This window comes from Sporosarcina sp. NCCP-2222 (assembly GCF_023168145.1).
In the GTDB taxonomy this organism is placed as follows: domain Bacteria; phylum Bacillota; class Bacilli; order Bacillales_A; family Planococcaceae; genus Sporosarcina.
This window is the reverse complement of sequence record NZ_BQYK01000007.1, coordinates 30,653-55,091: the sequence shown is the minus strand read 5'-3', so window position 1 is coordinate 55,091 and position 24,439 is coordinate 30,653. Positions and strand designations below refer to the sequence as shown.

The 24,439-nt window shown below is 44.7% G+C and carries 29 protein-coding genes and 1 riboswitch; of the genes, 22 read left to right on the top strand and 7 right to left on the bottom strand.

Going from position 1 to position 24,439, the window contains the following annotated elements; all coding sequences use genetic code 11:
- From NCCP2222_RS20885 to NCCP2222_RS14840, 3 genes are all read left to right on the top strand, one after another.
- The coding region (locus NCCP2222_RS20885; protein ID WP_375709197.1) for a hypothetical protein at window positions 1-75 on the top strand (75 nt) is incomplete at its 5' end.
- A 126-nt stretch (window positions 76-201) separates the two neighbouring features.
- Complete coding sequence (locus NCCP2222_RS14845) at window positions 202-927, top strand: FxLYD domain-containing protein (RefSeq protein WP_248513126.1); 726 nt, start codon at window positions 202-204, stop codon at window positions 925-927.
- A 139-nt stretch (window positions 928-1,066) separates the two neighbouring features.
- Window positions 1,067-1,480: a VOC family protein gene (locus NCCP2222_RS14840; RefSeq protein ID WP_248513125.1), complete on the top strand. Its 414-nt coding sequence runs from the start codon at window positions 1,067-1,069 to the stop codon at window positions 1,478-1,480.
- Window positions 1,481-1,825: 345 nt separating this feature from the next.
- Here NCCP2222_RS14840 and NCCP2222_RS14835 read toward each other — a convergent pair whose 3' ends face one another.
- The 3 genes from NCCP2222_RS14835 to NCCP2222_RS14825 are packed head-to-tail and all read right to left on the bottom strand — an operon-like array spanning window position 1,826 to window position 4,267.
- Window positions 1,826-2,650 (bottom strand): DUF4097 family beta strand repeat-containing protein, encoded by an 825-nt coding sequence (locus tag NCCP2222_RS14835; RefSeq protein ID WP_248513124.1) that lies wholly within the window; start codon window positions 2,648-2,650, stop codon window positions 1,826-1,828.
- Window positions 2,650-3,354, bottom strand: coding sequence for an ABC transporter permease (locus tag NCCP2222_RS14830; protein ID WP_248513123.1), 705 nt, complete (start codon window positions 3,352-3,354; stop codon window positions 2,650-2,652). Before NCCP2222_RS14830 ends, NCCP2222_RS14835 begins: the two co-directional genes overlap by 1 nt.
- Window positions 3,338-4,267: an ABC transporter ATP-binding protein gene (locus tag NCCP2222_RS14825; protein WP_248513122.1), complete on the bottom strand. Its 930-nt coding sequence runs from the start codon at window positions 4,265-4,267 to the stop codon at window positions 3,338-3,340. The genes NCCP2222_RS14830 and NCCP2222_RS14825 overlap by 17 nt, the downstream gene beginning before the upstream one ends.
- A 150-nt stretch (window positions 4,268-4,417) precedes the next feature.
- Between NCCP2222_RS14825 and NCCP2222_RS14820 the strand changes: the two genes are divergently transcribed.
- Together NCCP2222_RS14820 and NCCP2222_RS14815 are read left to right on the top strand one after the other, a co-directional pair.
- Window positions 4,418-5,137, top strand: a complete 720-nt coding sequence (locus NCCP2222_RS14820; RefSeq protein ID WP_248513121.1) for a response regulator transcription factor — start codon at window positions 4,418-4,420, stop codon at window positions 5,135-5,137.
- Window positions 5,134-6,219 carry a sensor histidine kinase gene (locus tag NCCP2222_RS14815; RefSeq protein WP_248513120.1) on the top strand — a complete coding sequence of 362 codons (1,086 nt, stop codon included), beginning with the start codon at window positions 5,134-5,136 and terminating at the stop codon, window positions 6,217-6,219. The genes NCCP2222_RS14820 and NCCP2222_RS14815 overlap by 4 nt, the downstream gene beginning before the upstream one ends.
- A gap of 88 nt (window positions 6,220-6,307) precedes the next feature.
- Here the strand turns inward: NCCP2222_RS14815 and NCCP2222_RS14810 are convergent, their stop codons facing one another.
- Window positions 6,308-6,571, bottom strand: coding sequence for a hypothetical protein (locus NCCP2222_RS14810; RefSeq protein WP_248513119.1), 264 nt, complete (start codon window positions 6,569-6,571; stop codon window positions 6,308-6,310).
- Between the two features lie 316 nt (window positions 6,572-6,887).
- Between NCCP2222_RS14810 and NCCP2222_RS14805 the strand changes: the two genes are divergently transcribed.
- From NCCP2222_RS14805 to NCCP2222_RS14755, 11 genes are all read left to right on the top strand, one after another.
- Complete coding sequence (locus NCCP2222_RS14805; protein WP_248513118.1) at window positions 6,888-7,751, top strand: DUF72 domain-containing protein; 864 nt, start codon at window positions 6,888-6,890, stop codon at window positions 7,749-7,751.
- Window positions 7,751-8,575, top strand: coding sequence for a sulfite exporter TauE/SafE family protein (locus tag NCCP2222_RS14800; RefSeq protein WP_248513117.1), 825 nt, complete (start codon window positions 7,751-7,753; stop codon window positions 8,573-8,575). The genes NCCP2222_RS14805 and NCCP2222_RS14800 overlap by 1 nt, the downstream gene beginning before the upstream one ends.
- A gap of 1 nt (window position 8,576) precedes the next feature.
- Window positions 8,577-9,977: a bifunctional metallophosphatase/5'-nucleotidase gene (locus NCCP2222_RS14795; RefSeq protein ID WP_248513116.1), complete on the top strand. Its 1,401-nt coding sequence runs from the start codon at window positions 8,577-8,579 to the stop codon at window positions 9,975-9,977.
- 41 nt (window positions 9,978-10,018) lie between these two features.
- Window positions 10,019-10,807: a sporulation protein YunB gene (yunB, locus tag NCCP2222_RS14790; RefSeq protein ID WP_248513115.1), complete on the top strand. Its 789-nt coding sequence runs from the start codon at window positions 10,019-10,021 to the stop codon at window positions 10,805-10,807.
- 52 nt (window positions 10,808-10,859) lie between these two features.
- Window positions 10,860-11,038, top strand: a riboswitch (Lysine riboswitch).
- Window positions 11,039-11,170: 132 nt separating this feature from the next.
- Window positions 11,171-12,742 (top strand): Na+/H+ antiporter NhaC family protein, encoded by a 1,572-nt coding sequence (locus tag NCCP2222_RS14785; protein ID WP_375709193.1) that lies wholly within the window; start codon window positions 11,171-11,173, stop codon window positions 12,740-12,742.
- A gap of 215 nt (window positions 12,743-12,957) precedes the next feature.
- The gene (locus NCCP2222_RS14780; RefSeq protein WP_248513114.1) at window positions 12,958-14,487 is read left to right on the top strand and encodes a sodium-dependent transporter; all 1,530 of its coding nucleotides are present in this window, start codon (window positions 12,958-12,960) and stop codon (window positions 14,485-14,487) included.
- A 12-nt stretch (window positions 14,488-14,499) separates the two neighbouring features.
- Window positions 14,500-14,607, top strand: a complete 108-nt coding sequence (locus NCCP2222_RS14775) for a methionine/alanine import family NSS transporter small subunit (RefSeq protein ID WP_248513113.1) — start codon at window positions 14,500-14,502, stop codon at window positions 14,605-14,607.
- A 278-nt stretch (window positions 14,608-14,885) separates the two neighbouring features.
- Entirely contained in the window at window positions 14,886-15,830 is a 945-nt protein-coding gene (gene lipA, locus NCCP2222_RS14770) for a lipoyl synthase (protein WP_238081023.1), read from the top strand.
- Window positions 15,831-15,844: 14 nt separating this feature from the next.
- Window positions 15,845-16,168, top strand: a complete 324-nt coding sequence (locus tag NCCP2222_RS14765) for a YutD family protein (protein ID WP_248513112.1) — start codon at window positions 15,845-15,847, stop codon at window positions 16,166-16,168.
- 125 nt (window positions 16,169-16,293) lie between these two features.
- Window positions 16,294-16,746: a DUF86 domain-containing protein gene (locus NCCP2222_RS14760; protein ID WP_248513111.1), complete on the top strand. Its 453-nt coding sequence runs from the start codon at window positions 16,294-16,296 to the stop codon at window positions 16,744-16,746.
- A gap of 6 nt (window positions 16,747-16,752) precedes the next feature.
- A complete protein-coding gene (locus NCCP2222_RS14755; RefSeq protein ID WP_248513110.1) occupies window positions 16,753-17,439 on the top strand; it encodes an HAD-IIA family hydrolase in 687 nt (228 codons plus the stop codon).
- Between the two features lie 73 nt (window positions 17,440-17,512).
- Here the strand turns inward: NCCP2222_RS14755 and NCCP2222_RS14750 are convergent, their stop codons facing one another.
- Complete coding sequence (locus NCCP2222_RS14750; protein ID WP_248513109.1) at window positions 17,513-17,749, bottom strand: YuzB family protein; 237 nt, start codon at window positions 17,747-17,749, stop codon at window positions 17,513-17,515.
- A 137-nt stretch (window positions 17,750-17,886) separates the two neighbouring features.
- On the opposite strand from NCCP2222_RS14750, the gene NCCP2222_RS14745 reads away from it, so the two are divergent.
- Entirely contained in the window at window positions 17,887-18,954 is a 1,068-nt protein-coding gene (locus tag NCCP2222_RS14745; RefSeq protein WP_248513108.1) for an NAD(P)/FAD-dependent oxidoreductase, read from the top strand.
- Window positions 18,955-19,444: 490 nt separating this feature from the next.
- Here the strand turns inward: NCCP2222_RS14745 and NCCP2222_RS14740 are convergent, their stop codons facing one another.
- A complete protein-coding gene (locus NCCP2222_RS14740; RefSeq protein WP_248513107.1) occupies window positions 19,445-19,774 on the bottom strand; it encodes a YuzD family protein in 330 nt (109 codons plus the stop codon).
- A gap of 195 nt (window positions 19,775-19,969) precedes the next feature.
- On the opposite strand from NCCP2222_RS14740, the gene NCCP2222_RS14735 reads away from it, so the two are divergent.
- Together NCCP2222_RS14735 and NCCP2222_RS14730 are read left to right on the top strand one after the other, a co-directional pair.
- Window positions 19,970-20,752: an alpha/beta fold hydrolase gene (locus NCCP2222_RS14735; protein WP_248513272.1), complete on the top strand. Its 783-nt coding sequence runs from the start codon at window positions 19,970-19,972 to the stop codon at window positions 20,750-20,752.
- A gap of 149 nt (window positions 20,753-20,901) precedes the next feature.
- Window positions 20,902-21,138 carry a NifU family protein gene (locus NCCP2222_RS14730; protein WP_184212455.1) on the top strand — a complete coding sequence of 79 codons (237 nt, stop codon included), beginning with the start codon at window positions 20,902-20,904 and terminating at the stop codon, window positions 21,136-21,138.
- Window positions 21,139-21,184: 46 nt separating this feature from the next.
- Here NCCP2222_RS14730 and NCCP2222_RS14725 read toward each other — a convergent pair whose 3' ends face one another.
- On the bottom strand, window positions 21,185-21,871 hold the full coding sequence (locus tag NCCP2222_RS14725) for a DUF2225 domain-containing protein (protein WP_248513106.1): 687 nt from the start codon (window positions 21,869-21,871) through the stop codon (window positions 21,185-21,187).
- Window positions 21,872-22,039: 168 nt separating this feature from the next.
- Between NCCP2222_RS14725 and NCCP2222_RS14720 the strand changes: the two genes are divergently transcribed.
- From NCCP2222_RS14720 to NCCP2222_RS14710, 3 genes are all read left to right on the top strand, one after another.
- Window positions 22,040-22,405, top strand: a complete 366-nt coding sequence (locus NCCP2222_RS14720) for a HesB/IscA family protein (protein WP_248513105.1) — start codon at window positions 22,040-22,042, stop codon at window positions 22,403-22,405.
- Between the two features lie 371 nt (window positions 22,406-22,776).
- Complete coding sequence (locus tag NCCP2222_RS14715) at window positions 22,777-23,991, top strand: NAD(P)/FAD-dependent oxidoreductase (protein ID WP_248513104.1); 1,215 nt, start codon at window positions 22,777-22,779, stop codon at window positions 23,989-23,991.
- A gap of 71 nt (window positions 23,992-24,062) precedes the next feature.
- Window positions 24,063-24,439: NUDIX domain-containing protein (locus tag NCCP2222_RS14710; RefSeq protein ID WP_248513103.1), on the top strand; the 377-nt coding region annotated here is incomplete at its 3' end.

The following is a 24,439-nucleotide window of genomic DNA, read 5'->3' as shown; positions in this document are numbered from 1 at the left end:
AAAGAATTGCCGATGGAATACGCAGTTGAAATGAACCGTTTGATCAAGTTCGAAATGGAAGGATCCATCGGTTAAGCACCTCTTGCCCTTGTCACATCTCGTTTGTGGCAAGGGTACTTTTTTGTAAACTTGCGACCATTAATTACACTCCAAAATACAACTAGAATGACATATGCCGAGGGAGATTTAGTAGGAGGACATATGAGAAAGTTTATTTTTGCACTAAGTTTAATCTGTCTGCTGCTAATGGCTGGATGTGGAAATGACAAATCAAGCAGTAAAGCAGAAGGTCATGTAGGGACTGCCGGCGGCAACACAGATGAGAATACAAAACAAGAAGTTGAAATAAAAGACTTGGAAGTCGTCGAGTATGGATATGAACGGGACGCAGATGGCTATTTGCAAGTGGCGGGAGTCTTCAAAAATCCGAACAAGGAACATACGGCAAAATCAGCACACATTAATTGGACGATCACTGGCGAAAATGGGGTAGTCATTGCTGAACCTAGTACTGTAAGAACCATCCGTCCAGGAGAAACTGTCGTAATGAGTTATCCTGCAATTCAACACGAAGACTTTGAGGAAATTAAAGTGGAGCTGGAAGTAAAAGAAGGAAATTGGATTATCGAAGAGGCGCCTTTGGCCACATTCTCTGACATTTCATTGACGGATCTTGAAGTGGAGAAAGACTTTTATGGAGCCCACGTGGTGAAGGGCTATATAGAAAATAAGAGCGAATATGATATCACGTCTGTTGATGTTGGAATCGTATTTAAAAAGGATGGAAAAATCGTAGGGGGTGCATCCCGAGAAATCTTATCTCCAATGAAAGCCGGGCAAAAATATGATTTTACCATGGCTTCCTCCATCGCGTTCCCCGAAATGGATGACTACGAAATTTTTCTGTATAACATTGAAGTAAAATAGAAGACTTTAAAACGAGCCGCCTGATAGGTAATAGGTAGCTCGTTTTTTTATAATTGTCAGGCAACGGAGCTATTTCACTAATTTTAAAGGGTATTTCTATGCAAGTCTAGAATTCTCAATGAATAAGGAGGATGAGAGGATGGATATAGCAAGCAGTGGATGGTGGAACGGTAACGTTGTGATTTGGCATTATGTGAAAGACCTGAAGCAGGCAACTGAATGGTACTCTGAAATTCTGGGCATACGCCCTGTGGATCAAATAGATGTTGCTTGTTTTTTTCAAATTAATGAAAACACAAAGTTGGCACTAAGTAATCGTTACAGAGCCAATGAAGATAACGAGCTACCTGTCAGTGCTGTTTTAGATCTGCAATGTAATGATATTTTCTCGGCACATCAATTGCTAAAGAGCAAAGGGGTAGATGTGGAGGAACTAACAAATCCGCTGCATACCTATCACGAATTTTATTTCAAAGATATAGATCAGAATTTTATCAAAGAACATGGATTTGTACAGAATAAAGAAGTAACTGAACCTCCATTCATCAAGTGAATGTAAAAAGTAATGCACCCCAACAGGAAGAGTAAAGTCTTTCCTGTTGGGGTGTATTTTAATAAGGAGAACTTCTTATACTTTAAACAAATTTATTTACCCCGTAATAGAATCGTTTCTTCTAGGCGGTGATAGAATCCGTTTACCCGGTGATAGAACAGTTACAGGCGGTGATAGAATCGGTTTACTCGGTGATAGAACAGCCTCAAGCGGTGATAGAACCATTTTACCCGGTGATAGACGTCACAGGTTGTCTTCTTATTACGTAGACAAAGAACTTTTAAAGGTATATGAGTAATAGCCTGCCCCTGTACCTACACGGTCTTTAGATCCTCATACGCACGTCTACTTAACTTGGATCATTCCGTCTTTCGTCTCAATGGAAAGGATATTGGTCCCTTTACCGATAATACCGGTCTTTTGATCAAAACTTGGCAGTTCGACTTTAACTATTTCGCCACTTGTTGATAGTTTCAAGGAGGACGGGGCTGTTTTATAGATGACTTGAATGTCGCCGGTTTTGCTTTTTAGTCTGACATCGGATTGTTCTGTCGCTTCTGTTAGTTTAATTTGGCCGTCCACAGACTGTGCGGCAAGTGTAGTGCCCTTACTCTCCCGTACGTTGACGTTGCCGGAAGTTGTTGAAATGCTGCCATTTTCTATTTCGCTGTTATGAACTGTCACATTTCCATCCGTTGAATTCAATTCAGATGTTGAAGCATTAATATCTCGAAGGGTCACTCTGCCTGTCGATGATTTCACTTGAACCGTTTTTACATCCAAGCCTTTTAAATAGGAATCTCCATCCTTGTTGGAAATGGAAACTGAATTCTCAAGCGCCGTTGGTATTTGCATGATGATTTTTGGTTGAGAGCCGATCGTGATGAAGTCGTTCCACTGCTTCTCATTATTCTCTTTCACTAGAAGTTTGGTCTCGTCATGATCAATGGAGAACTGCTCCTCAACTCCCTTTTTCCCTTCAACTACCACATGAATCTTATCGTCAGGTGAACTCGACACTTCAATCGTCATCATTTGCAGATTTGCTTCAATAGTAGGGACCGCATCGTATGTCCCGATGGTAATTGTTTCGGTTGGTTGTTTAAAGAAGATGAAAATCCCTAAGCCGATTGCCAAGAGCAAGACGACCATTATTAATTTTTTTATCATTACACTACGTCCTTTCGGTCAATATTGCGAATGGATAAATAAGCGATTCCTGCGCCTAACAAAGAGAATATCAGCGGTATTATAATTACATCACTTAGACTGAAAGAGGAGCCCCCATTGGAAACCGTCGAATTGATTAAAAATCCAATCAGGACGGCTGATGTAATTGTCGCTGAGGTTGATTTCTTCCGCATTCCAAAATAGAGAGGGATTAATGCAATTGCCCCCATCATGATTGCATTCGTGAACGTTTTAGGGAATGTGTCCAGCATTTCTCGCATTGTAAATGTGCCTTCGAAAAGTCCGAGAGATGGCTGCAGGAAGTAGGTGAGACCCTGCATAATCCATGTGCCTAGGAAAAGTCCGGCGGCCGTCAGCGAAAAAACAAGCAGCAGCTTAGCCAGCATTAGTGTTTTTCGCCGAATGGGATAAGTGAATAATACATTGATTGTCTTGGTTCGGAACTCGGAAATAATGACACGAGACAGTATGACTCCTCCCAGTATGATAAAGGTTATGTTTGTCAGTAGCGTCACTAAGGTCAAGAAGTCATTGTATGATGGAATGACACTGTCTATATCGTTTTTCGAACTTAATGCTGCAAAAATAACGAACCCATAGATTCCCACTATACATGAAAAGAAGCTTAGAAAATAGCGGGCCATCCGGTGTTTTCTCCATTCGAGTTTAAGTAATTGCCACATGTTCTTTCCCTCCATTTATCCGATTGACAAAGTACTCTTCCAGCGTTTCATGGAAGGTGACGACTTCTTCTACATCGACCCCTTGGAAAATAAGCCGTTTGGTCAATACTGCAGTGGTTTCCCTTGTCTTGGTCACATGCACAGTTTTCTCATCAATGATTTTGGCTTGCGTGTGATCAAACCCTTCGAGCAAGCGTTTGGCTTCCTGAACATTGCTGACGACCATTTTAATTGTCGGCTGATTCCGCTTACGCAAGGCAGACATTGAAATTTCCTCAATTAACTTTCCATCATCGATAACGCCAATGGTATCTGCAATCGATTCAATTTCTGAGATGATATGGCTAGATATAAGTATCGTCATTCCATATTGGCGCTTCAATAATACAAGCAGCTCTCTCACTTCTTTTATCCCGATTGGATCCAGGCCATTTATTGGTTCATCTAAAATCAAGATTTTAGGTTTTGTTACAATGGCTCTAGCAATGGCAAGCCGCTGGCGCATTCCAAGCGAAAATTCCTTCACTTTCTTTCGGTCGATATTACGCAATCCCACTGTATCCAGTACGCTCACAATATGGCTGTCGTCCTGCTGGCCAACATACGTGCAATGTATCTGCAGGTTTTCATAGGCCGTTAAATCCTCATAAAAGATAGGGTACTCAATGAGGCTGCCAATATCTTGCAAATAATGATATGACATGAGATTGACAGGATTTCCTTGAATGAATATGTCCCCTGATGACGGTTTGACCAGATTTAATAACATTTTCATAATTGTTGTTTTTCCTGCGCCGTTGGGACCGAGGAATCCGTAAATTTCTCCTTCTTTAATTTTCATGGTGACGTGATCAATCACCAGATCGGCTGCAAACCGTTTTGTCAGTTGATGTGTTTGAATGATATAAGTCATAGCGAACCTCCTGTCTAGTGCTTACCTCTATCGTACAAGTTGAAAGTAAAAACAAAGTAAACAGGAAGGAAAGAGTATGTAATCTTTTTAAATTCATATAGGTGCTTTAAGAAAAACTTGGTAGGATATAGATAGAAGAGAGGGGATCACATGTCGGACGATGCAAGAATCTTAGTAGTGGATGATGAAATCGGGATTATTAAATTGCTGGAAATTACGTTGAGAAAAGAACATTTTACGCAAATTGTCACCGCCACTTCAAAAGAAGAAGCGTTGCAGGCGTTAACGGTGAATGATTTTGATGTAATTTTGCTCGATGTTATGCTGCCAGACGGAGATGGGTTTACGCTTTGTTCTGCAATTCGACAGCTGACAACTGTTCCGATTCTATTCATTAGCGCCCGTTCTAGTGATTTTGATAAATTAACCGGACTTAGTGTAGGTGGAGATGATTATATTACAAAGCCGTTTAACCCGCTTGAAGTGGTAGCCAGAATCCGGGCGATATTACGCCGTCAGAGGGTCTATGAAACGCCGGCTCCCCCTGTGCCCAAAGTTTACGAGTATGAGGCTTTCAGTTTTTCACCTGATGAAGCCGTATTGACAGTGGGAGGGGAAGCGGTAGACACGACGGCAAAGGAGTTGGAGCTGCTTCATTTCTTTTGTAAACACCCGAACCGCGTGTTCACAACGACCCAGCTTTACGAAAATGTCTGGGGTGAGGATGTATTCGGGGAAGAGAAAACGGTCACTATTCATATAGCGAAACTACGAAAAAAACTTGGCGACGATACTAGAAAGCCAAGAATCTTAGTTAATTTACGAGGAATCGGCTATAAATTTATTCCTCCGAATGGCAAACCATCATGAAAATACAAAGACGATTTATCACTCATTTCCTATTTGGAGTCTTGCTTTGGATTCTGCTGTTAGCCGCGATGCTCCCCATTACGATGGAAGGAATCCTGCCTCATTACGGTTTAGTGGGAGAAGGCTACGAGTGGGTCGTTCTTGTTGTCGTTGGGATTGTTTCCTTCATTAGCATTGTGTGGTTCGGCTGGTATTTTGGGAGTCCACTTATCAGGATCATGAGCTGGATTAAACAGCTGGCCGAAGGAGATTTTGCTTCGTTTCGTGACTATGAGAAAACATGCAAGAAGAACGGGAAATTCAAAATGCGTTATCAGCTCTATCAGGAAGTTATTGATCAATTGATGGACATGCGAGCACAATTGGAAAGGGCACGGGTAGAACGTGCCGAAGTGGAAGAGGCGAAACGTGATTGGATTGCGGGTATATCACACGACTTAAAAACGCCGCTCACTTATATAAAAGGTTATTCTACTTTATTGCTGAACCCGGATTATAAGTGGTCTGAAGAGGAACAACATAATTTTGTGGATGAAATCGATAAAAAAGGTACGCATATGGAACAGCTCGTAGAAGACTTAACGCTTGCCATGCGTTTCGATAGTTCCCATGCAGTTCCGATCCATAAAACGACACAGGATCTCGTCAGTTTTACGCGGGAGGTGCTCACAGAGGTCAGCAATGATCTGCGTGCACATCATCATCATTTTGAACTGCTGGCAGAAGGTTCAATCCAAGTTGCTTTTGATCCAAAGCTGCTGAAACGTGCATTGCACAATCTATTTATGAACGCCGTCATTCATAATGAAACGTCTGTGCATATTGTGACGACAATCGAACAACGGCCGGAACAAGTCGTCCTGACAATCCAGGATGACGGTGTCGGCATGACGGAGGATACACTGCGCAATGTATTCAACCGATACTACAGGGGGACTACGACCGAGCAGGCTTCTGAGGGGACAGGCCTGGGAGTTGCCATCGTCAAAAGCTTGATTGAAGCGCATCAAGGGACGATTGAAGTAAAAAGTGCCGTTCAAAAAGGGACGACCATCACACTCACCTTGCCGAGCAAGGTGTAAATAAGCAGCAGTATAGAAACCGTATAGGACAGTTGTAAAAATAAAAAAGGAAGAACAGGGTCTTTTTGGACTCGTTCTTCCTTTTTAGTTACTTACCTGCTATGTTCAGGCACCAAGTAAAGTTCTCCCAAGCGGTATACCAGCCCGTGAAAAGCTCTTGCGAATCATCCCAACGCACTTCAAACTTTTTCTGCCCGTCCACTTCGATTAAATACAGCTCGAGAGTTGGATCGTCTTTAGACACTGCCAGCTTCATGCCGTTTTGAAGTTCTTCCTCTGTAAACACTACATCTGAGACCGAACGTACCTGTGCTTGTTCAAATACTGCTTTGTTGCTGATTCTATAATTCATAATAACCTCCAAATTAAACAATTAACTTTTTCCAATCTTATTCTGCAAACGATAGAACTACAAGAGTATATACTAAAGCATTTAGCGATGAAATCAAGCATTAAATTAGCAGCTTGAAGTTCCATTATACGATGAAACGCAGTTAATTTCCTGCATCAAAAGGAATAGCCCTGGTCTCATGCCTTCCGGCAGGCGGATTCAGGCGGTTACAGGTATTCCATAAAGGGAGAGTGTGAATCAAAATGCAAACTAGCAATGCATCCGGTTATGCATATGCTATGATGGATTATACGAAATCTAGAAAGGGGAGAGGGCATTGATTCAAGTCGGTTTGACAGGATGGGGAGATCATCCCGATGTTTATAGCCCCACTTCGAATGCCAAAGAGAAATTGATTGATTACAGTACCCATTTTCCGATTGTCGAATTGGATTCGAGTTTTTATGCCATTCAGCCGGAGCGGAATATCCTGAAATGGATCAGGGAAACGCCAGATACATTTCAATTTATCGTCAAGGCGTATCAAGGCATGACAGGACATCAGAGAGGGAAGATCCCGTATGATACGCCGGAAGAGATGTTTCAGGCGTTCCGTTTATCCATCGGGCCTTTGAAGGAAGCGGGAAAGCTGGCGATGGTGCTTGTCCAATTTCCGCCGTGGTTTGATTGCATTCGGGCGCACGTCGAAGAAATTAGATACATATGCAGAGAACTGGCGGATTATGATGTGGCGATTGAGTTCCGACATCAAAGCTGGTATTCAGACGAATTTAAGGAGAAGACAATCGAGCTGCTGAGGGAATTGAAGGCGATTCATACGGTTTGCGATGAACCGCAGGCCGGCGAAGGCAGTGTTCCGTTCGTTCCGATCGCAACCCGGGCCGATAAAACGTTTGTCCGTATGCATGGCCGGAATGTCGGCGGCTGGCGTAACGTTACAGGCGATAGCAAAGAATGGCGTAAAGTGCGTTATCTCTATAATTATTCCGATGAGGAGTTGGAGGAAATCGGTGCGGCGGTTGCTGAACTTGAAAAACAGTCGGAACAGGTCTTCATCGTGTTCAACAACAATTCCGGAGGGCATGCGGCAGAGAATGCAAAGCGTTTTCAACGCTTGCAAGGGCTTGATAGTGCCGGCCCTGCACCGAAGCAGTTGGACCTCTTTGGAGGAGAAGAGTAATGGAATATGTTTTATTAGCGATTATCGGTGCGCTTGCAGGTGTACTCGGATCCATCGTCGGCTTAGGCGGTGGGACGATCCTTGTACCCCTAACGTTGCTCGTCGGGATTGATCTCGGTTGGATTCCAGGCATTACACCGCAAAGTGTTGTCGGGTTGTCCGTCATTATGATGATTTTCAACGGGCTTTCCTCGACCATATCGCACATGAAAGTAAAGACGGTCGATTATCAAAGCGGCTTCATTTTTTTTGTAGGTACGGTACCGGGGACTTTGATCGGGGCATTTGTAAATAAAAACGTCGACTTGCCATCATTTAATTTATACTTTGGTATTTTGCTTATTGTGTTGGCTGTTTTATTGCTCGCTCGAAAATATTTGAAGCCGATCCATTGGTTTGTCAACCATGGGAAGGAACGTATCTTCATTGATCCAAAAGGGGAAACCCATGTATATGGCTATCCGATCTGGTTTGCGTTGCTGCTCACGTTTGTAATCGGCTTTACGTCCGGGCTCTTCGGCATTGGCGGGGGAACGATGATCGTGCCAGCGATGATTTTACTTTTCTTATTTCCTCCGCATGTTGCGGTCGGCACATCGATGTTCATGGTGTTTCTATCGGCTATCGTCAACTCGATCACGCATATTTCCCTCGGGCATGTACCTTGGCTGTATACACTTCCCGTCATTCCTGGTGCGTACATCGGTGGTACGATTGGTTCGATGCTGAATAAAAAAATGAATTCGGAAACACTTGTTATTGTTCTGCGAGTCATTTTATTGCTCTTTGGAATTCGATCGATCATTGAAGGGATCTGGGGTTAAAATGAAAGAATCTATTGTCTCAATTCATCTTTACCATACAAATGATCTTCATAGCCATTTTGATAACTGGCCTAAAATCAGCCGGTATATAAAAGAAAACAAAGAAAAGCATCAGCTGCAAGGCGATGCTTGTTTTGTATTCGATATCGGCGATCATATCGACAGATCCCATCCCTATACAGAGGGCACAAGAGGAAAGGGAAATGTTGCCCTGTTGAACAGTGCGGGGTTCGATGCAGTGACAATCGGCAACAATGAAGGAATTACGTTGTCGAAAAATGCATTGAACACATTGTATGAAGGGGCGGCGTTCGACGTGATCCTCTGTAATTTGGAGGAGCCGGACGGGTCGTATCCCAAGTGGCTGAAGCCATATCGCATCTTTGAAACAGCAGAAGGCGTGCGCATCGGTGTGATCGGCGCAACGGCGATGTATCCGGCTTTTTATTCCCGTTTGGGGTGGAAGATAACAGAGCCGCATGCAGCTCTTCGAAAGATCGTGGCGGAAATAGAAGGGCAGGCGGATATTCTAATTTGCCTATCCCATCTAGGTATCCATGAGGACCGGAAGCTTGCGGAAGAATTTGAATCAATCGATGTCATCCTCGGTGCACATACCCATCATTTATTTATGGAAGGGGAATGGATTGGGAATACTTTATTGGCCGCGACGGGGAAATTCGGGATGTATGTCGGGCATGTCTCGCTCGAATACGACACTGAGAAAAAATGTATTACGCATAAAGAGGCGGCTGTCGTCCGCTGTGAAATTTTGGACAGTGACCCGGGAGATACGGCAATGGTTAATGGATTGATGGACCGCGGAAAAAAGACGCTAGATGAAAACGTCTTTTATAATATTGAGTCGATGCCGCAAGAGTTGTTTGGTCCGAGCAAGCTGTCTTCTTTCTTCGGAGACGCGCTGATTGCCTACACAGAGGCTGATTGTGCATTGTTCAACGCAGGTATCTTTCTTGGTGGACTGGAGAATGGGTGGGTGACAAAAGGGGATCTGCATGCTCTGCTGCCTCATCCGATCAACCCGTGCATCGTTAGTATAAGCGGCAAGGAAATGCGTGAGTTATATGACCTTTCCCTGAACATCGAGCTGCCACGGACAGAAGTGAGAGGACTTGGCTTTCGCGGCACCTTGATGGGAGCTATGATCCGTGAACGGCTGCGAATGAAGGAAGGAACCTTGTGCATCAGTGATGAGGAAGTGGAGGAAGACAAGATCTATCGGCTAGTTACGCTGGACATGTTCACCTTTGGCTACTTCTTCCCGTTATTGAAGGATGCGCCAAAGGAGTATATTATGCCTGAATTGATCCGCGATGTCGTCGGCTGGTATGGAAAACGCCGGCTGGAAGAGAAGCGGACTGGCGGTCAACAGATGGAATGAACGGCTCCTTGCCTGCATAGATTTATGTAGGAGGAGTCGTTTTGAAATTTTATGGTCAAGTCCCGCGTAAATATTACGGCAGTAAAAAGCAAAAGAAAAAGCGTAAATGGATATCTCTCATCTTGCCTGCGTTTCTTTTGACAATTGCCATTTTCCTTTACTTCATAAACTCCAGACTTACCCCTATTTACATACAGTACGCGGAATTTCAGACGGAAATCATTGCGGCGCATGTCATTACGCAGGCAATCAAATCCCGTTCCACGGAAATTTATAATGTCAATGATATTATAAAGAACATTCCTAACGATTCGGGTGCGATGGTTACGACACAGTTCGATACGGAGATTATCAGTAAGACAATGGCGGAAATCCATAGTTTAGTGGAGTCTCATCTCGATATGGCGGAAAGCGGCAACATGGATATGCTGCCGCTCAATGAAAATATTGAATACGACCCTCAAGCAATGGAAAGCCACGGAGGTGTTGTCTTTTTTGTACCGATTGGGCAAGCGACGAACATCCCGCTGCTCGGTAATCTCGGGCCGAAAATTCCCATTCGCTTTCATGTCGTCGGAAGCGTGCACACGGATGTAGAAACGGTGGTAACTGAGTTCGGCATCAATAATGCCATCGTGGAATTGAATGTCCTAGTTAAGGTGGATGTCCAAATCATCGTTCCGCTTGCGACCCGTACCACAACTGTTGAGCAACGCATACCGGTTGCGTTTGGTATGATCCAAAGCCCGATTCCGCAAATTTACAATAAGGGCGATGGCAATGCGCCGCAAATCGAAGTGCCTTTGCAGCCTGGAGGCAAAGATAATTAACCATTGATTTTGCCATCTATTCTTGTTAGGCTAGTACATGTTAGAAGAATATCGATTAGGTAGAGGCTGCATTGCTTATGAGTAGCGTACGAGAGGGTGACACCGTTGACCGTGCTAGAAAGGAAGCTTTGCCGAAGCTGAATGGATTGTCAAGTCCTTCAAGCTGGGGTCATTCCAAACAGGGATGGCACTGTCATACATGATTAAAATGTATGATGAGCTACAGATCGTACGTTAGATAGTATGAAATTATCCAACAAACGAACCGTAGATAGCCGATACCGGATACACGAAAGTGTGAAGGTATCGGTTTTTTCATTACCCCCTACTTGGCCTCGATTCATAGAAATGGAGGAATGCAACTTGATTGGAACTTGGGTATCGATTTTACCGCCGCTAATTGCGATTGTGATGGTGTTGGTGACAAAGCGGGTCTTATTATCATTAGGAAGCGGGATTGTGGCAGCGGCTTTATTGGTAGCTTCGTTTTCACCGGCTGAAACAGTCAGCTATTTATGGAAAGGGATGATCGTCTCGTTTTGGGATGACGGTTCCCTAAACACGTATAATATTTTCATAATGCTTTTTATTTTATTACTGGGTGTGATCACGGCATTTGTCAGTCTCTCGGGAGGGAGCAGGGCATTTGCAGAATGGGCCGTACGCCGGATCAAGACAAAACGAGGTGCCAAATTGCTGACCGTCATTGTCGGAGTGCTCATCTTTGTAGATGATTATTTCAATGCACTGGCAGTTGGACAAATTGCGCGTCCCATTACGGACGAGCACAAAGTGTCCAGAGCAAAACTTGCTTATTTCATCGACTCGACATCTGCTCCTGTCTGTGTCATCTCCCCAATTTCCAGCTGGGGCGCATTCCTGATCGGCCAGCTGGCTTTGATCCTCGGATCGACGGCAGCATTGAGCTACTCGCCGCTATCTGCTTTCATGCTGATGGCACCGATGAATTTCTATGCAATCATCACATTGCTGATGGTGTTCTTCTTCGCTTGGACAAACATTGACTTCTTTACGATGAAAAAACATGAGCAACTAGCGGACGAGGGCCAGCTCTTCGACCCCGATAAAGAGATTCCTGGCCAGCTGAAAGAGGATTTTCCTGTCCATCCCTATGGCAAGGTAAGAGATTTGGTACTGCCAATTATTGCACTCGTCGTCGCAGCGTTCGGCATGATGATCTACACGGGCTATCAGGCAGGCGGAACGATGAATATCTGGTCGATTTTTGAAAATACCGATGTTCCAAAATCCTTGCTGATCGGCGGATCGATTGGAACGCTTGTCGCGGGCTGGTCTTATATCGCTCAATTAAAGAATAACGAGACTGCGTCTATACAATGGCTTGGAAAAGCGTTTATCGGCGGTATCAAAGCGATGATGCCGGCTGTTTTGATTCTTGTGTTCGCTTGGGCTTTGACCGATTTGATCGATGTATTGGAAACTGGCCAATTTTTATCTGGAGTCGTTGAGAAATCCAATATCCCTGTCGGTTTCATTCCTGTGCTGATGTTCGTCCTGGCGGGTGTCATGGCGTTTTCCACCGGCACTTCATGGGGATCCTTCGGCATCCTGTTGCCGATCGCTGGCACGATCATGCTGAATGCAGAGCCAGAGCTGCTGTTGCCAGCACTGTCAGCGGTACTCGCGGGTGCTGTGTTTGGAGACCACTGTTCTCCTATATCTGACACGACGATCCTGTCGTCGACGGGAGCGGGTTGCAACCATATGGACCATGTGTCGACCCAGCTGCCTTATGCTTTGGTGGCTGCAAGCATCAGTATGGCAGGTTATATCGTTTTAGGATTGACCGGTTCTGTCTGGATTGGTCTGATTGTGTCACTTGTTATACTCGGAGCCTTGTTCTTTGTCTGGACAGCAAAGAGTAAAAGAATGAAAACAGGCCAATCCGCATAAGAGACTTACTTATATAGGTACTAAGATGACAGATGTGAAAGGGCGATGATTTTTCATCGCCCTTTTGTTATGGATGCATTTAATGTCGAATAAAATAATGTTTTGACAATAGTCAGTTAGACGTATATACTAATCTCTAAGATTATATACTAATCTGAATATATATAACTTTGCCTCCTTTTAGATAAGGAGCAAAAGAGAAAGGGGATAGCTTAATGGAACAGCGTTCGCAATGGGGCTCGAGGGCCGGGTTTATCATGGCTGCTGTAGGTTCCGCGGTAGGGCTTGGCAATATCTGGCGTTTTCCATACGTAGCGTATGAAAACGGCGGAGGGGCATTTTTCATTCCTTATTTATTCGCACTACTGACTGCCGGCATACCGATTTTGATCATGGAATTTACAATCGGCCACAAGTATCGTGGTTCAGCTCCATTGTCATTCTTCCGTATGAACGGAAAAGGAGCGGAGTGGCTCGGATGGTGGGGGATATTTGTTTCATTCGTCATCTCGACTTACTACGCTGTCATCATCGCGTGGGCGATGAAGTATACGATTTATTCCTTCAATATGGCCTGGGGGGATGATACGGGCGGTTTCTTGTTCGGCTCCGTATTGCATCTCGCGGATAATCCGGGAGAAATCGGTGGAATAGTTCCAGGTGTATTACTTCCATTGCTGCTCGTTTGGGCGATCGCCTTCATTATTCTGCTTGCTGGCGTCAAGAAAGGGATCGAATTGGCAAACCGTATTTTCATCCCGACGCTTGTCGTCGTCTTCCTTCTTGTTGTCCTGCGTGCGGTCACGCTCGATGGGGCGGCTGTAGGATTGCAAGCTTTCTTTAAACCTGATTTGAGCAAGTTAGCGGATTCAACCGTCTGGGTGGCGGCGTATGGGCATATCTTTTTCAGTTTATCCATCGCCTTCGCTATCATGATTACTTATTCCAGCTATTTGCCAAAGAAATCGGATATTACGAACAATGCATTTATCACAGGATTCGCGAACTCCGCTTTTGAATTACTTGCCGGAATTGGGATTTTTGCGGCACTAGGATTCATGGCGACGCAAGCAAACGTGCCAGTTGGCGAAGTGGCTACTGCAGGTGTAGGCTTGGCGTTTGTCGTATTCCCACAGATCATTAATGAGATGCCGGGGATGAATGGAATCTTCGGAGCACTCTTCTTCCTGTCACTCGTACTGGCAGGGCTCACATCACTTATTTCGATCTGCGAGACGTATATTGCAGGGGTTTCCGATAAGTTCAATGTGTCCCGTACCAAGTCCGTTATCATCGGTGTGGGGGCAGCCGCTCTGATCTCCTTGCTGTTTGCAACGAATGGCGGTCTGTATTTGCTTGATACGGCCGATTACTTTATCAATCAATTCGGAGTAGCAGCTATTGGATTGATTGAAGTCATTCTCATTGTTTGGGCATTCCGTAAACTTCGTGTGTTCGAGACCCATGCCAATGAGATATCCGACATTCGGGTTGGAACGCTCTGGCGTATTTGTTTAAGTTTCATCACACCTATCGTTTTGGGCTGGATGATGATTGACTTGTTCCGTAAAAATATTTACAAGCTTCATGACACGGATAACGGAAACTACGAAGGCTATCCGGACGGATTCATTTTGGCTGGCGGATGGTCAGTTGCGATCTTCGCCATTGTCATGGCACTGATTTTCACTGCAATGAAGTGGAATAAGAAAACGACAGAATTCACGGATTATGATAATCGATAAGGAGGATTCACAATGAGCGGAGATGCAATTTTTATGATGGTTGTTGGGATCCTCATTATCTGGGGTGGTTTAGCGGCAAGCGTCGTCTATGCAATCATGAAATCCAGAAGCCGAGCTTAATATGGAAACAGCGTCGATAAAAGGCGCTCCAGACTGCAGGCAAAGTCAAGAAATCTTGATTTTGTCTGCAGTCTTTTTCTTATGAACAAAAGTACTTCCGTTCCGCCAATAGAAGAAAAGAGAATGCCACGTGTGATAAGAATGAGATTCCATTTCATGCGAACAGCTTTAGAATTATTTTAGTTTTGGAGGCGGCGGGAGGTTGTTTGAAGTCTGAATATATGTTACATTGACTGATATAAGGGAATATATCGTCAAGCAGATTGGAGTCGGTTGTCTTGTCATGCAGACCAGAAGTTAAGAAAAGAGATGAACATGTCCGTAAACCGGATTGGTTGAAAATCAAGCTGAACACGAATGACAATTATACAGATTTGAAAAAATTGATGCGTGAAAAGAACTTACATACTGTTTGTGAAGAAGCACGCTGCCCGAATATCCATGAGTGCTGGGGAGAACGCCGGACAGCTACGTTTATGATTCTAGGGGCTGTCTGTACTCGTGCATGCCGTTTCTGTGCGGTGAAAACGGGTCTTCCGAATGAATTGGATCAAGCTGAACCGGAACGTGTCGCGGATTCGGTTTCTTTGATGAATTTAAAACACGTCGTGGTCACCGCAGTAGCACGTGACGATTTAAAGGATGGCGGTTCTGCCATTTTTGCTGAAACAATCCGGGCCATCCGGCGTAAAAATCCGTTCACGACAGTGGAAGTGCTTCCTTCTGATATGGGCGGAGATTATGATAACTTGAAGCGTCTGATGGATGCCAAGCCGGATATTTTGAACCACAATATTGAGACGGTTCGGAGATTGACACCAAGAGTCCGTGCACGTGCGACGTATGATCGCTCCCTGGAGCTTTTGCTCCGTGCAAAGGAAATGTATCCTGATATTCCAACCAAATCTTCTTTAATGCTAGGACTTGGAGAAACGTGGGAAGAAATCATCGAGACGATGGACGACCTACGTGCGCATCAAGTGGACATCATGACGATCGGCCAATATTTGCAGCCGACGAAAAAGCATTTGAAAGTCCAGAAGTATTACACTCCACAGGAATTCGGCGAATTGCGGAAAATTGCGATGTCAAAAGGTTTCTCACATTGTGAAGCAGGGCCGCTTGTTCGCTCGAGTTACCATGCAGATGAGCAGGTTAACTCGGCGGCGAAGGAAAAGCAACGGATTGGTGATGAATTATTGGAGTCAGCGGTGAAAAGCTGAATGGTGGTGTGACTTTGATTACGATAGAAAATTACACATATGATCTCGTTAAAGAGTATCGCGATGGTTTTAATGAAGAAGCGCTGAACGCACGGTTCAGTGACGTCTTGTTAAAGTATGATTATATTTTGGGGGATTGGGGATACGGCCAACTCCGTCTCAAAGGATTTTTTGAGGATCGGAACAATAAGGCGACCTATGAAACCAAAATTAGCACGGTTCAAGATTATTTATACGAATACTGTAATTTCGGATGTGCTTATTTTATTTTAAAAAAGACCGGGAAAGTGAAGCCGGCTCCTGTCGAGGCTGCCCCGGATGAGCAAACGCATGTGTAACCTACACATGCGTTTTTCCTTGCCTCTTTTTGATAAGCCTGTTGGCAACGAAATGATGGAAAAGAGTATAATAAGATATGTGATATGATGGAAGCATGAAATTGCTTACTTAGGAGGAGACCCAATTGTATTTCATTGATCGCAACAAAATTTATGCTACCCTTACCTACATGGAGCAGCTGCTTGAGTTATTCCGCCAAGAGGCAGGATGGCAGAAGGATCAAGTCCACGTACTCGCATTAGAAAGACTGTCACACGGAATCGTCGAATCGATTATTGACGTCGGAAACTCGATGATTGACGGTTTCATCATGCGGGATCCGGGTAGCTATGAGGATATAATCGATATTTTAGAGGATGAAAAAGTGATCACTCCGCAGATGGCTGAACCGTTGAAACGTGTTGTGGAACTTCGGAAAATGATTGTCCGTGACTTTGCGAAAGTGGATATTGGAACATTGGATACTGTATTATCTGGATCAATCGAGGAACTGGCTGCATTCCCTCCGAGGGTTCGTGATTATTTGGAGAACGAACTAGGCCCGGTCTCCGCTTTTTTACCTTCGGAGCAGGAGTAATTGAGAATGGACAAGTATAAAGCGGTCTGTTTTGACTTGGATGGGACAGTGTACCGAGGGAAGGAAGCCATTTCAGAGGCAGTCGAGCTCATTGATGCACTGGGCAGGCGGGGAACAGCTCCGTATTTTGTAACGAATAACTCGTCCATGACTGCAAGGCAGCTCCAAGCTAAACTTGCCTCCCTAGGCATTCAGGCAGAAGAGGACCATATTATGACATCAGCGATTGCGGCGGCAGCATATTGCAAGGAACATTTTGACGGAGCCTCTGTCATGATGATCGGAGAGGAAGGACTGCGCGCTGCATTAGTGGTGGCGGAAGCCTGTCTAGCTATCAGGGCGGGTGCGGGATTTGTGGCCACGAACGGAGACAAAGCGTTTCCGACGGAACGCGGACTTGTACCGGGAAATGGCTCGTTCGTAAAGCTTATGGAATTTGCAACAGATGTCGTTCCGGTCATTGTAGGCAAACCAGAGCCGCATATGCTGCATTTTATTCAGCAGCAAGGCGGTTATCAAAAGGGTGAAATGGTGATGATCGGGGATAATTACGAAACGGATATCGAAGCGGGCCTTCGTTTCGGCATTGACACGATTCACGTGGAAGGCGGCGTCACAAGCCGTGAAACTGTACTGCAAGCGGCAAAGCAGCCGACACATCTCTTTGCAACACTCGCCGATTGGAACCGATAAAGGACTACGCATAGATAAAATAAAAGGCAATCCATGAAAACTGGATTGCCTGCATTTTTTCCTGATCAGTTCATTAAAATAGAGGATTTTCTTCTATGAATTGATAGATTTTCTCTGTCAATTCATCTGGTGTTTCTGCTTTCACGATTTCCCCATTCACGAGGGCGTAAAGCGAGTCCGCACAGGCAGTGCAATAACTGAGACAGCCATATTCCAATACATCTATGTTTGGATCCCTTTCTAACGCTTCCAATGTTTTTTGTGAACCGTTTGCAAGATTGCTCATGCAAAATTCGACTATCGGATTCACGACGATCACCTCACCTAAATGGCATCCTACTCTTTTTTCCGAACGGCGTCAATTTTCAAGTCTTATTGTGAAAGTTATCACAAACTGATATAATAGGGTGGAAAAATAACGGAAACTGTTAGACGAAGGAGAATACTATGAAAAAACTTGTCTTATTAGGTGCAGGGTATGGAAACATGCGCATCTTGCTCCGTCTTTTGAATAAAGAACTTCCTGACGACATTGAAATTACACTAGTGGACCGCACGCCATTTCATAGTTTAAAGACAGAGTTCTACGCTTTGGCTGCAGGCACAGTACCAGACTCTGAAATACGAGTTGCATTGCCTGTGCATGATCGGTTGCGTGTAGTAGAAGGGGAAATCGAGGATATCGAACTTGCTGAAAAGCTAGTTCTTTTACAGGATGGCAAGGAAATCCCTTACGATCAGTTGGTGATCGGTCTTGGCTGCGAGGATAACTATCATGACGTTCCAGGAGCCTCTGAGAACACGTACAGCATCCAAACTATCGGAAAGTCCAGAGTTACGTACAAAAAGCTGCTAGGCCTCGGTGGTGGCGCTACAGTTGGCATCGTGGGCGCAGGGCTTAGCGGTATTGAATTGGCGAGCGAGCTGCGCGAGAGCCGTCCCGATTTGAAAATCAAGCTGTTCGATCGTGGATCCCGAATTTTGAAGGACTTTCCTGAGCGGCTCAGTAACTATGTGAAGGATTGGTTCATCAAGCATGACGTCGAAGTTGTTTCTAATTCGAACATTACAAAAGTAGAGCCAAACGCACTCTACAACCACGAAGATAAGATTGAAGTCGATGCTGTCGTTTGGACAGCCGGCATTAAACCAGCTGGATTAATCGAAAATCTAGAAGTGGAAAAGAATCGGTCGGGCCGTGTCGTGTTGAACCAATATCATCAAGTTCCAGGTCATACGGAAGTGTATGTTGTTGGAGATATTGCAGCCCTGCCACATGCGCCGAGCGCTCAGCTTGCAGAGGAACAGGCCGAGCAAATCGTCCGTGTCCTTCGGATGGAATGGAACGGCGAGCCGTTGCCAAAAGAAATGCCGGAAATCAAACTAAAAGGATTCATGGGCTCCCTTGGGAAGAAGCAAGGATTCGCCTACTTAGCCGACCGGACCGTAACCGGCCGGATTGCAAGATTATTGAAATCCGGTGTTCTTTGGATGTACAAATGGCATAATGGTTAATATAAAAAATCCCTTCAGCATGTGAAGGATTTCAGACTGTAGACAAACACCCTGTACTTTGGTGTTTGTCTACTTTTTTTAAAAAAAATAGAGATAAATCTAACAGTGTTGATTTCCGCTGCGAGCGGACGCTTTCCGCGGGCACGGCTTCAGTCGCTTCCCTCGCTTCGCTCAGTCCAGGGTCTTCAGCTCGTGCGGTTTCTGGGGGATCAGCGCAGCGCGAAGATAGCCGTTACGGAGAACGGCTCTTGCGAATAAAAGCAAAGCGTTAGGAGCAGCCAGATGCCTTAATTTCTGCAAAGTTCGCAGAAATTAAGGCAAAGCGAACCCTTCGTTGTCCGCTTGGCTGAGGGCAAGCCCCCCCGGAAAGCGTCCGCCCGGAACGGAAATCAACGATATTTCAGTCTACTAACAGTTAAATGCACTTGTTTAAGCAAAAGGGATAGAAATCTATATGATTTCCATCCCTTTTATTTTCACTCCATATCGATCAGCTTTGCGGTACAAAGCCGTGTTTCTCAAGTTCGGTAAAGACCGGCTTTAATTGAATATAGCCTTCACCGACCACTTCTCCCTCTACCATGACGAGCGGGTAGAAGTATTCATCGTTCAACACTTGCTCGGCAACCAATTTTTGAGCCTCATCCGTAATATCCGATTCAATATCGATGTATTCGATGCGATACGGATGTCCGGGATATTTCCGGTCAATGGCTGCCTGCAACCATTCATATGTATCCTTTGACGAAGGTGCGTTGACACAGCTTGCACAGACGACATCCGCTCCATAAATTTCTATTCTCACTGATCTTTCCCCCATAACACAGTTCCCTCCAATCTGTTAACAAATCTTCTATCTTTATGATAAGAAAGATATGAGATTTTAGCAAACTATTTTCCGGTTCGGAGTTCATAAACTGTTTCAGTGAAATCGAAGGGTTCAATTGCTGGTATGCACATATGTCCAGTTGATATGGAATAGCCTAGGATGACAACGTAATAGGGAGGAATTTATATCGGGTATTACGTCAATGTGGATCGGGGAGTGAACTTGTTTGTAGAAGACCTGAACCCCGAAGCTGAACAAACGATATTGTTCATCCATGGCTGGCCGTTAAGCCACAAACAGTTTGAGTATCAGTTTGATGTTCTGCCGGCTATGGGAGTTCGTTGCATCGGTCTAGATTGGAGAGGGTTTGGCTTATCAGATAAGCCGTTCAACGGCTATACATTAGATCGGCTGGCGGATGATCTCCGGGCTGTCGTCGAGGCACTCAAGCTTCAAAATTTTACGCTTTTGGGCCATTCAACAGGCGGCGCAATTGCCATAAGGTATATGTCGAGATATCGAGGCTATGGCGTATCACGGCTTGTTCTCGTCGACGCAGCCGCGCCGACAGGTTTTTCTGCCGAAACAGCAAACCGATACTTAACACAAGCCGTAAACGACCGCCCCAAACTAATGCAGGAAGTGACAGACGGCTTCTTCTTTCAATATATTTCGAAGCCTTTTTCGGATTGGTTTTTTCAACTGGGGATACAGGCAGCAGGTTGGTCGACGGCAGCTGTTGTCGTTTTATTGCGTGATGAAAATGTGGAAAGAGATCTCGCCGCTATTCAGGTTCCGACGTTACTCATTCACGGCATTCATGATAAAGTGATACCCTTTTCCCAGGCGCAAGAGGTAAAGAGAAGAATCACCAATTCGCAGCTCATTCCTTTTCACTACAGTGGACATGGACCGTTTTGGGAGGAGCGGGAGCGTTTTAATCGCTTGTTAATCGAGTTTATTCAATGAATCCCAAGGTTACTCCTTTCTGCATACGAACGAAAAAGCGGTAAAAACTAAGATAGAGCCAGAACTTTCAAGTACGGACAAATTTATTAATTTGTATTTGCAGTGCTCTTTAATTATAATAAGTATAATGAAAGGGGAGATCTTATACCATGACAGATACAACAATGATCGATTCTGTACAAGAAGTTTTAAATAAATTGCGTCCATTCCTCTTGCGCGATGGCGGCGACTGTGAATTGGTCGATGTGGAAGATGGCATCGTCAAGCTTCGTCTATTGGGAGCTTGCGGCACTTGCCCGAGCTCGACGATCACACTGAAAGCCGGAATTGAGCGCGCATTGCTTGAAGAGGTACCTGGCGTTGTAGAAGTGGAACAAGTATTTTAATGGAATTGTCTAAATGAGAAAGCGGCCTGTGCAATGGGCCGCTTTTTCATGGTTGTGTTTTCATTTCACGTATCTCCTGCCAACGATCTTTTGCGAGTTGGATGACATGGGGTTCTGTCGAATTGCGCTGGCTCTCAATAATACGAGATAAGTTTCGTATCGCTTCTTCCTCATCCCCAATTTGCCAGGACAATTCTGCAATCATATAAAGGACTCGGGTTTCGGACATTTGAGTTCCGGCAAAATCTCCATTTGAGTATGCTTCTGTGTATAGGTCGCGTGCAATGGCTTTAAATCTTTTCTCGGAAGCCTCGTCGTCTTTATCTTTGTATAACCAGGCAATCCGCAACGTGATGCCAGCCATCGTCAGTGATTTTTCCCTTTTGATGCTAGCGCTGAGATAGGCTAGCTTATAAGACTCGATTGCTTCATCTATTGTCCGCTCGCTGCCGAATGAGCGGCCGCTCCAAAGCGAAGTGATCGTTTGATCAATTTCTTCTTTGACGCCCGGGCCGAAATAAGGCGTGAAATCTTCTGTGAATGAAAAACCACAATGCGGACAAACCGCGACATTATAAAATAACGGATGCATATCCGAGTTGTTGTAGATTGGTTTGAAGTCACTCTCATGCTTGATGACGCGCACGAAACGAGAACGGATTTTGGTTGTAGTAAATTTCTCCTTGCAATGAAGGCACTGAATTTTCTTTTCATAGGTAGGATTTATCTCCATGGCGCACCATCCTTTCGTACTATTATCTATAGTATAACCTAAATCTTTAGAACTGGAAGCAACTATATTTGCACAGCTCCGAAAAACCTTGATATGATTAGGGAAATGATAAAAAAATTATTGGCATGCCGGATAAATCGGCAACTACTTTGCAGGAAGGTGAATAAAATGACTCAATATGTTGAACTAACAGAAGCGGCTGCTTTTCAGGTGAAAAAGATGATGGAGCATAATGGGGATGAAGGTTCATTCTTGCGTGTCTCTGTCAATGGAGGCGGTTGCAGCGGATTGACATACGGATTAGGATTTGCAGAACAACAAACGGATGAAGATATTTTATCCACACAGCACGGCATCAACGTACTTGTTACGAAAGAAGATGCTCCGATTCTCACTGGGACTAAAGTGGATTATAAGGAGTCTTTGATGGGCGGAGGTTTTACAATCGATAACCCGAATGCCATAGCTTCCTGTGGTTGCGGAACATCCTTTAGAACTGCATCCAAAGCAGGTTCCCCGCAGTCTTGCGATTAATAATGATAGAGAGAGACTCACTTTTATAATACCTAGGGGCATAGTTTGACTCTATTTCAGTATTTTCAAATCATAACTATTTTTATTATAGTGTTGAAAACGCTTATTAAAAGGGCTAGTATAAGTATAGAAGTTTGTCGAAAATGGACAAATGCCAGGACTATGAAAATCGTCTCACATACCGATTTCCTATGGGCCGGGCGCAAAAAGTGATACTTCAATCGATGTGGGGTCCCCACACCCTCCGGTTGCAAGTTAGACCATTTGGCTGACAGGTATGTTATCCTGGCAAGCCGGCTGGTGTAACACTTTTTTTTAGTGGGGCTCTCCCGTTTTGCGGGCTAATAAATTCAAAGGTGGTTTCGATTTTCGTGAAAAGACCGACAATCTTAGTACTAGGTGCGGGTTACGGCGGTTTAGCTACAGTCGTTAACTTGCAAAAATCGATTGGAACTGATGAGGCGGATATCGTACTTATCAACAAGAACGATTATCACTATGAGTCGACTTGGCTGCATGAAGCTGCAGCTGGTACATTATCTCCTGAGCAGGTCCGTTATGATATAAAGCATGTTATCAGCCAAGATAAAGTCAAGTTCGTCAAAGCTGAAGTCCAAGCGATCGACGTGAAGGGCAAAGTTGTTACAACTGATGTGGGTACGCATGCGTATGACTATCTTGTTATCGCACTAGGTTTCGAAGGAGAAACATTCGGCATTACTGGTTTGGACAAATATGCTCTTTCCATTGCGAATGTTAAAGCAGCACGTCAAATCCGTGAGCATATCGAATACCAATTCGCTACATGGTCATTGGAAGAGGAAAAAGACGATAGCCGCCTGACAATCGTAGTTGGCGGAGCTGGTTTCACTGGGATTGAATTCCTAGGTGAATTGGCGAACCGTGTACCAGAACTTTGCAAAGAGTTTGATGTACCGCGTGAAAAAGTCCGGGTTATCTGTGTAGAAGCGGCACCTATGGTTCTTCCAGGATTCGATCCTGAACTAGTTGATTATGCAGTTCGTCAATTGAAGTCGAAAGGAATTGAATTCTCAATTGGCACGCCAGTTGTAGAGGCGACTCCTGAAGGCGTAAAAATCAAAAAAGGCGAAGAAGAATTTGAATTTATCAAAGCGGGAACAGTCGTATGGGCAGCAGGTGTCCGCGGTAACCGTTTGATCGAAGAAACTGGCATTGAAAACATGCGTGCGCGTGTCAAAGTTGAAAAGGATCTTCGTGCTCCTGGCTTTGCTGACGTATTCATCGTGGGCGACTGCGCATTGATGATCAATGAAGAAACGAACCGTCCATATCCTCCAACTGCACAAATCGCGATGCAGCAAGGTGATATGTGTGCAAACAACCTAGTTGCTCTTATAAAAGGACAATCAACATCCGAATTTGTTCCTGACCTTAAAGGAAGCATTGCGTCCCTTGGTGATGACGATGCAATCGGTGTTGCTTTTGGCAAGAAGATGACAGGTAAAAAAGCATCGTTTATGAAGAAAATGGTCGACAACCGTGCATTGTTCTTGATTGGCGGTCTAGGCCTCACATTGAAAAAAGGGAAATTCAACCTTTTATAATATCATAAGTTCATGATGAGCATCTGCCTGTAGTACAGGGCAGGTGCTTTTTTTAGAAAGGGGGTATTCCTATGACTGCAAGGGGCAATGTATGGCTTGGAGCCGCCGGCCTCGTAATAAACAGCAATGGAGAGTGGCTCGTTGTTAAAAAGACGTATGGCGGTTTGAAAGGTTTCTGGTCTCTACCTGCTGGTTTTGTGGAAGGCGGCGAAACGGCGGATCAGGCAGCCGTGAGGGAAGTGAAGGAAGAAACGGGAATCGAAACCGAGCTTGTCGGCATGATTGGCTTCCGGACAGGCGTCTTAAATGGTGCGATCAGTGATAATATGGGGATTTTCTTATTGAAGCCGAGCAATGAAGGGCAGATGATCCAGCGGGATGCGAAAGAGATTGCTGCGGCCGCCTGGCAGTCTCCTTTCGAATTAAAGGATGGGGCAGATGTCTCCCT